This is a genomic window from Novibacillus thermophilus (assembly GCF_002005165.1).
In the GTDB taxonomy this organism is placed as follows: domain Bacteria; phylum Bacillota; class Bacilli; order Thermoactinomycetales; family Novibacillaceae; genus Novibacillus; species Novibacillus thermophilus.
Window position 1 is genome coordinate 270,407 of the sequence record NZ_CP019699.1, and the last position, 14,906, is coordinate 285,312.

Here is a 14,906-nt window from a genome sequence, read left to right on the forward strand (position 1 = left end):
GACGATGGATGCGGACATAAAAGAAACGCCGTGGGACAAGAAAGCTTTCGGCATCAACACGTACGAAATTGTCAATCCGACAGAAGAGGTGCTGAAAAAGACGTTGAACATGGACGGCCACTTCACTGTGAAAATTGATCCCCTTGCCGACAGCGAGCCCCTCTACCGTTACGGTTTTTACTACTGCGGCACGCTAATCGAACCGTATTGTCGGAAGGAGCACTTTCGCGACTTCCGCGACGACCGGGTGACACTGAAGCGGGAGGTTGCAGACTTCGCCGAATTGAAAAACCTTTCCGACGGCTCGTTTGTCCACGGTCGGTTTCACCGGGACTTCAGCCTTGACCGGGAGCTTGCTGACCGGCGGTACGCAAACTGGTTACGTCAAATGTATGAGGAGGACAACGTCTTCAGCTTGTACTACAACGGAGAGCTCGCCGGCTTCTTCGGCTTCAGCGGACCCCAAATTTTGCTGTACACACACAAACCACAATACAGAGGCAAAGGGATGGCCAAGTACTTCTGGAGTGCGGCGTGCCGAGAACTGTTTTCGTACGGACACGACGAATTGATTAGTTCCATTTCGGCGGCGAACATGCCAATTCTCAATTTGAGTGTGTCACTCGGCTTTAAATTTCGTCGACCGCGTGACGTCTATCACAAATTGAACCGGGTGTAACCCGGTGGAGGGTACGATGGGATACGTCTACATTTTTGGGACCATCATTTTTACGGTTTACGGCCAACTCGTACTAAAGTGGCGCATCAGTCAGTACGGAGAACTGCCGGACGGGCGTTGGTTTGAAAAAGGGTGGTTTCTCCTGAAACTAGTTCTCGACCCGTTTGTTTTTTCAGGCATGGTTTCGGCTTTTGCCGCCTCTCTCTTCTGGATGGCGGCGATGACGAAGTTCGAGATCAGTTACGCATATCCTTTTATGAGCTTGTCGTTTGTGCTCGTGTTCGGCTTGTCGATTTTTCTGTTCCAGGAATCCGTGACATTTGCCAAAGTGGCCGGATTGGGGTTGATCGTACTGGGAGTGATCGTGACCAGTCAATCGTTGTGACGATCAAAACAACGCATGCATTTCGGGAGTGGAGGAAGATGATACCATTTAACAGGCCGGCTGTGACAGGCGATGAGATGACCTGTATCGCACAAGCCCTCAAGGCGGAGAAAGTGTCGGGTGACGGCGAATTCACGCAAAGCTGCCAGCGCTGGTTCGAGGAACGCTTCGACTGTGCGAAAGTACTGTTAACGACGTCGTGTACCCACGCGTTGGAAATGGCGGCCATCTTGACGGAGGTCGGGCCGGGAGACGAGGTGATTATGCCGTCCTACACGTTCGTGTCAACGGCGAATGCGTTCGCTTTACGCGGGGCGACCATCGTGTTCGTCGACATACGTCCCGATACGATGAACGTGAATGAGCAACTGATAGAAGCGGCCATTACGGACCGGACGAAAGTGATCGTCGCCGTGCACTACGCCGGTGTCGCCTGTGACATGGATAAAATTATGGACCTCGCAGATACATACAAGTTGTTCGTAGTGGAAGACGCGGCTCAAGGTGTCATGAGCCGTTACAAAGGAACGGCCCTGGGCACGATCGGGCACCTTGGCTGTTACAGTTTTCACGAGACGAAAAACATCACGTGTGGAGAAGGAGGAGCGCTCCTCATCAACGACGAACGCTTTTTAGAGCGGGCCGAATACGTCCGGGAGAAGGGGACGGACCGCTCGAAGTTTTACCGTGGTGAAGTGGACAAGTACACGTGGGTAGACATCGGGTCGTCGTACCTGCCGAGCGAACTGAACGCGGCGTACTTGTACGCCCAGCTTCGGCATGCCGACGAGATTCAGAACGACCGGCTCAACAGTTGGCAGGCGTACGACCGACAGCTCCAACCGCTGGCCGAAGCAGGAGCGATTGAACAGCCGGTCGTTCCCCTTGAATGCGAACACAATGGGCATATGTACTACATCAAAGCGAAAGACGGGAACGAACGGGCGCGCCTTCTGGCGTGGATGAAAGAATGCGGCGCGATGGGGACTTTTCACTACGTTCCGCTACACCTGACGGAGCCCGGCCGCAAAGTGGGACGGTTTCACGGCGCGGACCGGTATACGACGCTGGAGAGCGAGCGGCTTGTACGTCTGCCCCTTTACTACGGTTTAAAATCTGACGAGATACGAGAGGTCGTCGACGTTGTCTGGCGCTTTTACGAAACATAAGTGGGTGTTGACAGCCGTCGTCCTCGTCGCGCTGTACGTGTCACCGTACGTCTTCCTGGGAGAGGATGCGCACGTCCGGATTCACGACAACCTCGACTCCAATGTCGTCTGGTTTAAAATACTGGCAGAGAGCGGTCAAATCTTTGCCCCGTCTGAGACAGAAATCCCCCATATGCTGGGCGGCTTGCCCCGGGGATCGTACGGCTCCGAATTCAACTTCATCCTGTGGCTGTTCGTCTGGTTCAAGCCGTTTACCGCTTACGCCATCAACGAAACGTTGATGCGCTTCGTCGCTTTTTTCGGCATGTACTTGTTACTGCAAAAGCACGTCATTCAAGGAGAACGGTACAAGTTCATCGCCTCAGGTGTCGCCCTCGCCTTTTCCTTTTTGCCGTTTTTGCCGACGAGCGGACTCAGTTTTGCGGGGATGCCCCTTGTGCTGTACGCCTTTTTAAACATTCGGGCCGAAAAGGCGACAGTGAAGGACTGGCTCATTTTACTGTTGGTCCCCTTTTATTCGAGCCTCGTGCTGACGTTCGCCTTTTTCCTTGCGGCGATGGGCGTTGTGTGCCTCGTCGACTGGATGAGAACGAAACGGCTGAACGGCAAGTTCCTGATGGCCATCGCCATGATGGGGAGCGTATACCTCCTCGTCGAGTACCGCCTCGTGTACGAGACGTTTGTCGCGTCAAGCTCTGTCCCCCATCGCGTGGAGTTCAATCTGGGACATAAAGACGTATGGGGAGCGGTTAAGCTCGGTCTGGAGGACTTTCACACTGCCCACACGCACGACATTTCCCTCCATGAGTATGGCGTGCTGTTTGCCATCGGGTTGGCCCTCCTCATCAGCCGCTTGCGGGGAAAGCAGGCGAAGTGGCTGGTGTTTCTCGTCTTACTCTCGTTTGGCCTGTCCCTGTGGTACGGATTTTGGTACTGGGAAGGGATGCGGTTCCTCAAGGACAGGAGTGAACTGCTCAATACGTTCAACTTTGCCCGCTTTCACTTTTTGAGTCCGTTGATTTGGTACGTCGCGTTTGCCCTTGCGTTGCGGGTCCTGGTTGACAAAACGAGGTGGATGAACGTTTTGGCTGTTCTTTTGGTCATTTCGCAGGTGGGGTACGTGACGTACGCTGGGCATCCGGAAATTAAGTACCAGCGTTACGACTCCCTGTCATACCGCGAGTTTTATTCAGAAGAGCTGTTCAAATCGATTCAGGACCACATCGGTCGAGACCCAGCCGATTACCGGGTCGTCAGTATCGGGATGCACCCGGCCATCCCTCTGTACAGCGGCTTCCATACGGTGGACGGATACATCACATCCTACCCCCTCGAATACAAGCACGCCTTTCGGGACGTCATCGCTCCTGAACTGGAAAAGAACAAAACGATCCGCCGCTACTTCGACACGTGGGGCAGCCGGTGCTACGTCTTCACCGATGAGTTGGGCAAACACTACACCTTCACGAAAGAGAAGGAAAAAGAGATCGACCATCTCGAGCTAGACACGGAAGCGCTGAAAACACTTGGGGGCGATTATGTGCTCTCCGCAGTTAAAATCAACAACAGTGAAGAGACCCGCTTGAAACTGATAGACACGTTCGAGAGCGAACAGTCCCCTTGGAAGATCTATGTGTACGAGGTGACAGGCGGGTCGTGAATGGACAATCCCATCTGCTACGGTTTACCGTCCTCGCGGGCGGTTTTTTATTGAGAACACTTTTGAAGAGCCGAATACCTAAAAAAGTGTGCGCGTAAGATGACAGTGAAGGACTACCGCTCGAAAGCTTTTTCCTGGCCAAAAGCGCTAGGGTGTTTGTCAGTTTTGAATACGCTTTAGGGGGGGCAAAGTTTTGAAACGAAAATGGTTCATGATTGCCTGTGCGTTGTATCCCTTGGTATTGTTGGCCGCCTGTGGAGGCGGCTCTACAGGCGACGGTGCGGAAGACTTGTTTGTGACCATTGCGACCGGCGGACAGTCGGGGGTCTATTACCCGATCGGAGGCGCTTTAAGCAAGTTGTACGAAGAAGAGCTAGGGGCGACGTCTTCGGTCCAGGCGACGGGTGCATCCGTGGAAAATATTAATCTCATCGACCAGGGGCGAGCCGAGTTAGCCATCATTATGGGAGATGCGGCCACTCAGGCGTTTGAGGGGATCGAGCCGTTTCAGCACAAAGTGGATTCATTTTCAGCGGTCGCCTCGCTCTATCCGAATTTCGTACAAGTCGTGACGACTGTCGATTCGGGAATCGAGAAAATGGAAGATTTGAAGGGGAAACATGTGGGTGTCGGGGCTCCGAACAGTGGGGTGGAATTGAACGCGCGGGCAGTATTGGAAGCGTACGGCTTGTCGTACGACGATTTTAATGCCGATTACTTGTCTTACAGTGAAGCGATTGACGGAATGAAGAACGGTACCGTCGATGCGGCATTTGTTACGTCTGGTTTACCCAACTCGACCGTAACCGATCTGTCTACTGCACAAGAGGTGAACGTGATTCCAATTGAGGGAGAAGCAATGGAAAAATTGAAGGAAATGCATCCGTATTACGTCGAAAATGTCATTCCTGCAGGCACGTACACCAATAAAGAGGACATACCGACTGCTTCGATCATGAACATTTTGGTAGCCAGCAATGAGTTGGACGAAGACACGGTGTTCACATTGACGAAAACGCTGTTCGACAACATTGAAGTGATTCACAGCTCTCACAACGCTGCAGCCGACATTACAAAAGATTCGGCAAAAGACTCTGTTCCGATCCCCTTTCATCCTGGTGCTGAAAAATACTTCAATGAAGCGGGAATTGAATAAGCGGATCCCGTTTCATCCTTTGCTGGGTGTGGTGCGCGTACTGCTCGTCGCAAGTGCAGTTGCTTGGCTTGTGTCTCCTGTCAAAGTCTTAACGGTGCAACACGAGGAAACGGGGAAAACATACATTATTAAACCCGTCCGCGACGGGGAAACGGTGCAACTTTCATGGGTGCATTCCGTTGAGAAAACGCCTTGGGTAGAAATTTACGTTGTCGACGAAAACGTGCTGGCGTTGCGGGAAATCCGCGTACAGTCGTTTGGAGCGGGTGTGGATGCTGAAGTACCAGTTGTCGCCGTGAATGACGGGTGGATCGTCATGCGCGAAATGAAGCGGTCTTTTCCAGAACTTCGTTTTTTTTACTCAAATCACGTCAATCATCAGTTGGAAGTAAACGGTCGTGAGCTGCCTATGGACGACATCCTCCCCCACCATGTCCCGGTAGTCGTCAAAGTACTCTTGAAACCGCGCTTGCAGGTATTTTTTAGTGAGGTGAACGATTGTGCGACCGACCTCGCAATCCGTTGAACGAACAGCGATACTGGAGAGATACGATCGAGAGTCCAAGTACCGCGTTTTTGAGACGAAGTGTCCAGCGCGCATCGTCTCCGTTTTAGCGGTCGGGCTCTCGATGTATCATTTGTACACCTCGGCTTACCCCGTTTTCAACACACATCCGCACCGAGCCGTTCATGTCGCGGTCATGCTGGCACTCGTTTTTTTGCTTTATCCGATGACGCATAAGAGTTCACGGAAAAAACTGCCCTGGTACGACGGCGTCTTGGCGGTCCTCGGGCTGATAACAGGTCTATATATTGTCGTGGAGTACGCCGGGATAGTGCAGCGGGGCACGACATTGTACAACGGGATGGACCTTGTGCTTTCAGCGGTGGTTTTAATACTCGTGTTGGAGGCGGCCCGACGCGTCGTCGGTTGGGGGTTGCCGATTTTGGCAGTCCTGTTCGTGTTGTACGCTGTCTTCGGTCGAGACGTTCCTGTCAGTGTTTTCGCACACCGCGGCTATTCGTTCGAAGATACAATCGCGTACATGTTTATGGGGTTAGAAGGAATTTACGGCACGGCGATCGGCGTTTCCGCCACGTATATCTTTTTGTTTATTTTGTTTGGTGCCATTTTGAGCAAATCGGGCATGGGTCAATTTTTTAACGATTTGGCTCTGGCTATAGCGGGTTCTTCAAAAGGGGGGCCGGCGAAGGTGGCGGTATTGGCCAGCGGCTTTATGGGGTCGATTAACGGGTCGGCCATTGCCAACGTCGTCTCGACCGGCGCGTTTACGATTCCAATGATGAGAAAAATCGGCTATCATCGCGAGTTTGCGGGGGCAGTAGAATCGAGCGCTTCCGTCGGTGGCCAAGTGTTGCCGCCGGTCATGGGGGCGGCCGCTTTTATTATGGCCGAGACACTCGGGATGAGTTATTCGGCCATCGCCTTGGCGGGCCTGCTTCCGGCGTTGTTATACTACTTAAGCGTTATGACGCAAGTGCATTTACGGGCTGACCGGCTAGGTTTGACCGGTATACCACGGAAAGACATCCCGCGGGTGAAGGAAGTCGTGAAGGAGCGGGGACACTTGTTGGTACCGCTTCTCTTCCTCATATACATGTTGTTTTTCTCCAAAGCGACCATTTTGTTTTCGGCCTTTTGGACGATCATGGTGACGGTTGTCGTGGCACAACTGCGCTCAACGACACGCATGAGTGTCCGTGACTTTGTCGAAGCCCTCGAGCAAGGGGCAAGGTCGGCGATCGGAGTGGCGATGGCGTGTGCCGCCGTCGGGATTATTGTCGGTGTTGCAGCTTTAACCGGGTTCGGTCTCAACCTTGCGAACGCGATTATTGCATTCGGCGGAGGGAGCTTGTTTTTGACTCTCGTGTTGGCGATGATAGCCTCTATCGTACTCGGGATGGGGGTTCCGTCAATCCCCGCGTACGTCATTACTGTGACGATGGCAGCTCCCGTCCTCGTCAGGATGGGAATCGAACCACTCGTGGCACACATGTTCGTCTTTTACTTCGGCATTTTCGCCAACGTGACACCTCCCGTTGCACTGGCTGCTTTTGCCGCGTCTGGGATCTCGGGGGGGAACCCGATGAGAACCGGTTTCCAAGCTGTTAAACTTGCGGTGGCCGGGTTTGTCGTGCCGTACATGTTCGTCTTCTCCAATGAGTTGCTCTTACTCGATACACATTGGACAGAAGGAATTGCCGTGGTGTTAACGTCTGTCCTCGGAGTGCTCATGCTCGGAACGGCAGTGGAAGGGTATCTGTTGACTAGAGTGCCGCTCCTGTTGCGTTTAACGCTAGCCATTTCGGCGCTGCTGCTCATTCAGCCGAACGGGTTGACGGACACATTAGGGGTCGTGATCGTACTAGGGACGTTATGGTGGCAGTGGCGTCGCCGTCAGAAGCACATCGATGCGAGTTCTGCCTAGTGCCTCAATCGACTGTCAAGCCTGACGTGATTCCACAATCCCCTTACCCTTCACCGTCCGTGGCCGATTGCGCGACTGCCTCACGTAGTCGACAAATACGAGAACGATCACGACGATGAAACAGATGCTCGAAAGTTCAAAAAGGGCGGCTGTCCCGACAGCGGGCTTTATGATGCCCAGCAACAGTCCGCTGAGCCCGATGCCCATGTCGATGGCTGAATAGTACATCCCGTTGGCCGTGCCGCTCTTTTCCCGCGTCGTTTTGGAGAGAACCCACGATTGCAGAGCGGGTATCATCGACCCGTACCCCATTCCGAACAAAATCCCTGACAAGATGAGATACGCGTTGCTTTTAGCGAGAATGAGGGCCCACATTCCGGCGAAAGCGAGTAGGGCACACGTCAAGATCAGGGACCACGGGCCCTTGCGGTCAAACCACTTGCCTGTAATCGGGCGCACGAGCGTCGCAGTAAGGGCGTTGAAAAGGTAAAAGAGAAAGACGTGCTCTAAAGACTTTTCTTGAGTAAATATGACGATGAAGGTCACGATGGAACCGTAGCCGAACGCCGTCAAAAACGTCACCAGGGCCGGGTACCAACTTTGCCTGTCTATCAATGAGCCGAAAAAGGAAAAAGATTTAAACGACACCTTGAGTTTTTTTACGCTATCTGGCTGCGGGATCTTAATCAAAGAAAACAAGGCCAGGGCAATTACGCCTAACGTGCCGGAAATGAAAATTAACGCGTTGAAATGGTAATGTTGAAAAATGTAAATCCCGAGGCTCGGCGCGATGATCATGCCAAGGGTGACAGAGAGGGTGAAATAACCCATCCCTTCGCCAATGCGGGAAGACGGGATTAGGTCAACGGCGGCTGTGCCGTTGACGGTCGTCGACAGTCCCCATCCCAGACCGTGCATAAAGCGCAACAGTAAAAACAGGGCGACGATGTGCAAGAACGGATACAAAATCGTCACCACGAGCAGTGAGACAGATCCGAAGAGAATCAGCTGTTTCCGCGGCTGACTTTCAAGGATGAATCCGATGAATGGGCGGACGAGGACAGCGGCCACAGAAAATAACGTCGTGACAAGCCCGACGGAAAGTTCCGATCCGCCTATATTTTGCATGTGGGGAGGAAGTGTCGGGATGAGCATTTGGAAGCTCATAAACGTAAACCAGTTGGCGAGAATCAGTAAAATAAAAGGTTTTGTCCACAGTTTCCCTCGTTTGTTCATACACACCATTCTCTCCTGAAGATTCGTGTTGCTGCCCTTACAGCCTCGGCACATGTCGTGTGATCCGTGGCGAAGGAGGAGGCTGAAAACAGTAGATGACGGTTTCCTCCAATCGGCAGTTACCCACACCAAATCGAATGAGTGAAGTATCACCTCCATAGAACGTGACTTCGAACAGCTCCCTTAGTCTTCAAGCATCCCCTTTTTCGCACAACGTCACACAGTGTTTCTTCCACTTCTCGGTGCCGCAAATGTGAGTGGTTTTATTACTTTAGATGACGCCCCAATCGGCCACGGGGCCGTTCTTGAACATAAAAAAACGCCACCTTGCCGTGGGCAAAGCGGAAAACTTTCACTATTTTCATTATAGCTTGAAACGACTATTTTAGAAAGGGTGGAATTGTTCAGAGCAAATATTCCCGTTGCCACACGGCACGAAGATGTGGTAACTTTAAAGCATTAAATATCTCATTAAACCCATGATGTTAATAAGGATTAGGGGGAAGAGGCATTATGGCGACGAGGTTTGACCCGTTATTTGACCAGTGGGCGGACACGTACGATCAAACGGTGTCCGGCCACGATGAAGAATATAAAGCGGTGTTTGAGGATTACGACCGCATTTTGACGAGTGTGGCTGAGCGAACAGTCGGGACCGTCCTGGAATTCGGTGTCGGAACGGGGAACTTGACTGAAAAATTGCTGGCTAGGGGGCACCGCGTGTACGGTGTAGAGCCGTCCAAAAAAATGCGAAAAAAGGCGAAGGAAAAGGTGCCGTCTATCATCCTTTTGGAAGGTGACTTTTTGCACTTCCCTCCCGTTGACGAGCCCATTCACACTGTTACCAGTACTTACGCTTTCCACCATTTGACCGATGCGGAAAAGAGCGAAGCCATCCGCCGGTACAGCGAACTCCTCCCGGTGAACGGGAAAATCGTCTTTGCGGATACCGTCTTCGAAACGGAAGGGGCAAGACAAGAGATCATGGAAAAGGTGAAACGGCAAGGCTACGAAAAACTACTGGAGGACTTGCAGACAGAGTACTATACAACGATCGCTGTGTTGAAGCAATTGTTTCGGGAACACAACTTCCATCAGGTGACATTTTCGCGATTCAATCAGTTCGTATGGCTTTTTGAAGCCGTGAAACAATAGAGATAAAACAGGACCCGCTTTGCTGGATACGCCCTTGACGATTCGCTGTCATTTGATAATATACCCTTAGGAGTATATGTATATTATGATGGAATGGAATGCTTGAAACGCTCTTTTTTTTCAACCATAATAAAACAAGACGATGTAGAGGGAGGACAGCACATGCACAAGGTCATTGTTCTCGGGACAGGTCCCGCCGGTTACACGGCAGCGATTTATTTGGCAAGAGCCAACATGAATCCACTAGTGATTGAAGGACAAGAACCCGGCGGTCAGTTGTCGCAGACGACGGATGTAGAAAATTACCCCGGTTTTCCAGACGGAATCCTTGGTCCGGAGTTAATGGATAACATGCGCAAGCAGGCCGAGCGTTTCGGTGCAGAGATTAAGCGGGGCTGGGTGACGAAAGTCGATTTGTCAAAGCGGCCGTTTACATTACAGGTGAGTGGACTTGGTGAGTTGGAAACACAGTCCCTCATCATTGCCACCGGCGCGTCAGCCAAATTGTTGGGCATCCCTGGGGAGAAGGACAATATCGGACGCGGTGTCAGCACGTGTGCCACGTGTGACGGATTTTTCTTCCGCAATAAGAAGCTCGTCGTCGTGGGCGGCGGCGATTCGGCGATGGAGGAAGCGACGTTCCTGACGAAATTTGCAAGTGAAGTCCGCATTGTACACCGTCGCAATGAGCTGAGAGCCTCAAAAATTATGCAAGAGCGAGCCCGCAACAACGACAAGATTACGTGGAGCATGAACCGAACGCCTGTCGAAGTGTTGTCAGACGGCCAAAAAGTGACCGGTCTCAAAGTGAGAAACAATGAAACGGGCGAAGAAGAGGTCATTGAGACGGACGGTCTTTTCGTGGCCATCGGTCACAGGCCAAATACGGCATTCCTCGAAGGGCAGGTGGATACAGACGAGATCGGCTACATTAAGGTAAAGCCAGGGTCGACGGAAACGAACATTCCGGGAGTGTTCGCGGCCGGCGACGTGCAGGACTTCAAGTATCGGCAGGCGATTACGGCAGCGGGGTCCGGTTGTATGGCAGCCCTCGACTGCGAGAAATTCCTGGAAGGCGAAATATCCACCGATTGGAGTCAAACGTTGTCCACTTAACGTTCAAGACGCGCACGTAAGTACAGTCATACGGCGTCAATCAGAAGCGGGGAGGGTGTGGAAGCTCTCCCCGCTTCTAATGGCTGACGGTGCGCCCGACGTCACGAAACCATTTCTGCTGCAGCTCGTGCGACAACCGACCGCGACAAAATGACGGGAACATTCACAACGTTTTTCACACGTTCCTTCATGCTCACACTGTATCCCATACAATCTAAAACAATCACATCGACACCTTGCTCCTGTAATACGCGACCTGCATATTCGAAGTCTGTTCCCTTGTCGTAAGGAGAGGCAGCGGTGAACGCTAACTGAAGATTCGGGCGTTCCCACTTCTCTCGCATTGCCGCGATTTGTTCAGGAAGCGGTACGATGATCCCGAGTTTCCCATGCGGTAAAATTCCCGAAACAAAATGCGTCAAAACTCGGTCTGGGTAAAGGAGCGGGTGTTTGCTTTTAAAAGGAGGAAATGTTCCCGTGCAGGCAATGATCGTTGTCGTTGTGCCCATTTCCTCAAGTAAACTTATTTTTTCTTGTAACAGTGGCAAGATCGCTCTCTCAGAAACAGTGACTGCTTCCCCATTTTTTAACCGCGACACGAGCGTGATGTCGCCTTCTTTTGGAGCCAGCGTTAAGAGATCCTCGCTCGAAAAGTCGTCTATTGCCCCTTTTTCTATCACTTCGATATGATCAGGCAACAAGGTACGCATCTCAGGAACCATATCGACACGGGGCGCTTGTCCGATGGTGATGATCCCCAATCTATTTGTCATTTCCACACCCTCCATTTCTCGCGTTTCGGTATAAAGAAAATATGGCAATCGTGTGACGAAAAACGTGTGTCAAGCGTCAGTGAAAATGTCCTATTAACTCGTCAGTGATTCTGTCCTATTTTAGTTATTCCCCCATCCCGTTCAGGAGCGTAGCTTGTAGTGGGCATTTTATCAAGGGTAAAGGCGTATGCCCGAGTTTCACTCGCCCTTGATAAAATGCCCACTACAAGCTCCCTGGCTAAAAGGGATGAAGGGATCATTGTCCGTATTCTAACGGCACAGTCTAGATTTTTTAAGCCCGTTGTCGTATCCTAGATTTAGATTGGGTGCGCCCATATTGGCGCCAAGGATGATTGAGTGCGGGCTTGTGAGGTTGTTTCTCCGAGCTCGCCTTTTGTTTTTGCAGCGACTGGCGTTTTGGTTTTACTGTTTCCTTTAGGGGGTAATCCACCCCTTTGTGCCGGACAAATAGTCTTCCGTCTAATGTTTCTCGCACTTCGACACGGGTTTTGCGCGGGATGGTTTGTTGGTGATCCGAGCGATCTATTGTGTAGGTTTTTCCTTTGTAAGCAATTGTTTCTCCGGTTCCCAGAGTACGCTTTTCACGGTAGCAAAGAATTAGATCCAACGCTTGTCCTTGTTCCAAAGGGACAAACGCACTTTCTGGGTCACGCGGTTCAACCGCAAACTGTTCGTTATGCGCTTTGATCAACTCCGGCAGCACCGTGTTGGCCTCCTCAATGGTGTCGATGCCCCGGAGGCGCAACTCGACAATCCAACGGTCTTGTAGCGTTTGGAACAGCCGTTCAATCCGTCCCTTGGCTTGTGGTGTTAAGGCTTTGATATGAGTCACACCTAACTCTTCAAGGGCTTGTCCGAATTGCGACAAAGGAACGGGTTCTCCCGCCAATTCCTGCTCGATCGTTTGCTTCTCGTTAGGGGAACGGAAAATCATATGGCGATCCGAATACACACTCATCGGAATGCCAGTTTGCTCAATCATCTGTCGTGTCAGCCTAAAATAGCCCTCGGTGTCCTCCTGTGGCCGGAAAAGAGCAGCCACGACTTTTCCAGTGGCATCATCAATGGCGGCAAGAAGGGACATCGGTTCCGCTCGATCTTCCAACCAAGGGTGAGGGCTCCCGTCCATTTGGACTAACATGCCGGCTTGTGGCTTTCGCTCACGTGGCCGGTGCACGTTAGCCGGACGCCGTTTGCGTTTCGGTTTGATGCCGGCCTCAGAGCGAATGCGACGCACGGTTGACGGACTGACGTGAATTCCTTCGTACTTGGCCAACAATTCGGCAAAATGCACATCATTACACCCTTGATACGCATCGCTTTGGTGGAGCTCCAGAATTCTTTGACGTGTATTGTCAGACAGTGCGTGTGCCGGTTTGCGTCCTTTGTTTTTGTGGATAATCCCCGTTTCCCCCTCCTCAAGCACCCGTTTTTTGAGACGACAAACCTGGCGGTAACTTAACCCAAGGAGTTCAGCGGCTTCACCTCCTGTGATCAAACCTTGAATCCAGCGATCAATGACGGTGTAACGCTTCAGCTCTTGTCTGCTCATGAATATGTTCTCTCCCATATGTGACATTTTCACTGACGCGTTACAATATGACAATATCACTGACGAACAACACGTGTGACGAAAAACGTGTTTACAGTTTCCCATTCATTTGGTATATTAGCATTAGATTGTGTTTCATATATTGAAATAAATATTCATTTAATGAAACAAACTGGCTGTATGAACATTATAACAGATAAATGAGGGGTGAACGATGCAATGGCTGAAAAGAAGGTAGATAAATTATTTGAGGATTACAGTGTGAAGTCTGTTCCTCAAGAAAAGACGAGAAGCTGGCTTTCAATGGGGCTTATTTGGGCAGGCGTAGGCATTAGTCTCGGTCTTTTGTTGACAGGAGGAACTGTTGGAGACGGATTAACAATTCGCCAGGCTGCTGTTGCAGCTGTCATAGGTGGCGCAATTCTTGCATTGGTAACGGTTTTAATAGGGGTCGTCGGTGCTAAAACAAACTTGTCCACCGCGATGATTAGTCGGTTTACGTTTGGTGATCGCGCTATCATTTTGATTGCACTTATTCAAGCACTGGGTTCATACGGATGGTTTGCTGTTCAACTCGGTCTGTTTGGGAAGACATCGTCCACTGCGTGGGAAATGTGGACCGGCTTAAGCGGCAACGTCTCTTTTTTTATCATTCTCGGCGGGATTTGTATGATGCTTACGGCCACGATCGGTTACAGAGGGCTTGATTTTCTCAGTAAGTTAGCGGTGCCTCTGTTGCTCTTGCTCATGTTTGGTTCAGTATGGAAAATAGCACAGGACTACAGTTTTTCTGAGATCATGGAAATGAAAGGGACTGGTGAACCGATTTCCATCGGGTTAGGCATCTCGATGGTCATCAGTTCATTCATCGTTGGAGCTGTTGTGGCACCAGACGTGTCCCGATATGCCAAATCAGCTAAAGATACGGTTGGAGCAGCGATATTATCTTTCGTGATCGTCGTACCGATTGTCATGCTTATTGGTGCGTTGATGGCTCAAGTGGCTGGGACGTGGGACATTGTTGACATTATGTTGCGTCTTGGTTGGGGGATAATCGCCCTCATCGTGCTGCTGTTAGCCCAGTGGACGTCAAACGACAACAACTTGTACTGCTCTGCTTTAGGGTTTGCCGTCGTGTTTAGAAAGATGAAAAAGTGGCACTTGACGGTTATTTCCGGAACGCTCGGGATCATCTTAGCCTTGCTCGGTATTTATGACAATTTCACGTCCTTCCTGACGTTTTTAGGTGTACTCATACCACCGATGGGTGGTGTCATCGCTGTCGATTATTACTTGTTTCATAAGCAACACTACGTCACATCGAACTTGGATCGACTCGTTAACATCCGCCCAGTTTCTGTAGTGGCTTGGGGCATTGGATCGCTCGTTTCATTTCTCGCGGGAAATGGGGTTTTCACGTTAACGACCGTTCCTGCATTTGACGGTCTTTTAATCGCGGCAGTCTTGCAATACGTCGGTATGCGGTTCGCGAAAAATGGCACTGCCATGTTTGTGAAGTAAAGATAAGTGCCGCATTTCAAGATATGTCAATAT

At 51.1% G+C, this 14,906-nt stretch carries 13 protein-coding genes; 10 read left to right on the forward strand and 3 right to left on the reverse strand.

The window, feature by feature from the left end; genetic code table 11:
- The first annotated feature begins 4 nt into the window (after positions 1 to 4).
- From B0W44_RS01520 to B0W44_RS01550, 7 genes are all read left to right on the forward strand, one after another.
- On the forward strand, positions 5 to 679 hold the full coding sequence (locus B0W44_RS01520) for a GNAT family N-acetyltransferase (protein WP_077718478.1): 675 nt from the start codon (positions 5 to 7) through the stop codon (positions 677 to 679).
- Positions 680 to 683: 4 nt separating this feature from the next.
- Positions 684 to 1,064 (forward strand): EamA family transporter, encoded by a 381-nt coding sequence (locus tag B0W44_RS01525; protein ID WP_228441363.1) that lies wholly within the window; start codon positions 684 to 686, stop codon positions 1,062 to 1,064.
- Positions 1,065 to 1,102: 38 nt separating this feature from the next.
- On the forward strand, positions 1,103 to 2,233 hold the full coding sequence (gene rffA, locus B0W44_RS01530; RefSeq protein ID WP_077718480.1) for a dTDP-4-amino-4,6-dideoxygalactose transaminase: 1,131 nt from the start codon (positions 1,103 to 1,105) through the stop codon (positions 2,231 to 2,233).
- Entirely contained in the window at positions 2,208 to 3,893 is a 1,686-nt protein-coding gene (locus B0W44_RS01535) for a DUF6044 family protein (RefSeq protein WP_077718481.1), read from the forward strand. Before rffA ends, B0W44_RS01535 begins: the two co-directional genes overlap by 26 nt.
- Positions 3,894 to 4,086: 193 nt before the next feature.
- Positions 4,087 to 5,049, forward strand: coding sequence for a TAXI family TRAP transporter solute-binding subunit (locus B0W44_RS01540; protein ID WP_228441366.1), 963 nt, complete (start codon positions 4,087 to 4,089; stop codon positions 5,047 to 5,049).
- The gene (locus B0W44_RS01545) at positions 5,030 to 5,575 is read left to right on the forward strand and encodes a DUF1850 domain-containing protein (protein WP_077718482.1); all 546 of its coding nucleotides are present in this window, start codon (positions 5,030 to 5,032) and stop codon (positions 5,573 to 5,575) included. Before B0W44_RS01540 ends, B0W44_RS01545 begins: the two co-directional genes overlap by 20 nt.
- Positions 5,550 to 7,499 (forward strand): TRAP transporter permease, encoded by a 1,950-nt coding sequence (locus B0W44_RS01550; protein WP_228441368.1) that lies wholly within the window; start codon positions 5,550 to 5,552, stop codon positions 7,497 to 7,499. The genes B0W44_RS01545 and B0W44_RS01550 overlap by 26 nt, the downstream gene beginning before the upstream one ends.
- Positions 7,500 to 7,514: 15 nt before the next feature.
- Here B0W44_RS01550 and B0W44_RS01555 read toward each other — a convergent pair whose 3' ends face one another.
- Positions 7,515 to 8,735, reverse strand: coding sequence for an MFS transporter (locus B0W44_RS01555; protein ID WP_228441370.1), 1,221 nt, complete (start codon positions 8,733 to 8,735; stop codon positions 7,515 to 7,517).
- Positions 8,736 to 9,248: 513 nt separating this feature from the next.
- On the opposite strand from B0W44_RS01555, the gene B0W44_RS01560 reads away from it, so the two are divergent.
- Entirely contained in the window at positions 9,249 to 9,890 is a 642-nt protein-coding gene (locus B0W44_RS01560) for a class I SAM-dependent methyltransferase (protein ID WP_077718485.1), read from the forward strand.
- Between the two features lie 162 nt (positions 9,891 to 10,052).
- On the forward strand, positions 10,053 to 11,006 hold the full coding sequence (gene trxB / locus B0W44_RS01565; RefSeq protein ID WP_077718486.1) for a thioredoxin-disulfide reductase: 954 nt from the start codon (positions 10,053 to 10,055) through the stop codon (positions 11,004 to 11,006).
- Positions 11,007 to 11,107: 101 nt separating this feature from the next.
- Here trxB and B0W44_RS01570 read toward each other — a convergent pair whose 3' ends face one another.
- Both B0W44_RS01570 and B0W44_RS01575 read right to left on the reverse strand, forming a co-directional pair.
- Positions 11,108 to 11,779, reverse strand: a complete 672-nt coding sequence (locus tag B0W44_RS01570; protein WP_169835365.1) for an AroM family protein — start codon at positions 11,777 to 11,779, stop codon at positions 11,108 to 11,110.
- 292 nt (positions 11,780 to 12,071) lie between these two features.
- Positions 12,072 to 13,352, reverse strand: a complete 1,281-nt coding sequence (locus tag B0W44_RS01575; RefSeq protein ID WP_077718433.1) for an ISNCY family transposase — start codon at positions 13,350 to 13,352, stop codon at positions 12,072 to 12,074.
- A 219-nt stretch (positions 13,353 to 13,571) separates the two neighbouring features.
- Here B0W44_RS01575 and B0W44_RS01580 point away from each other — a divergent pair, with 219 nt between their 5' ends.
- Positions 13,572 to 14,873: a cytosine permease gene (locus tag B0W44_RS01580; RefSeq protein WP_077718488.1), complete on the forward strand. Its 1,302-nt coding sequence runs from the start codon at positions 13,572 to 13,574 to the stop codon at positions 14,871 to 14,873.
- Positions 14,874 to 14,906: the final 33 nt, after the last annotated feature.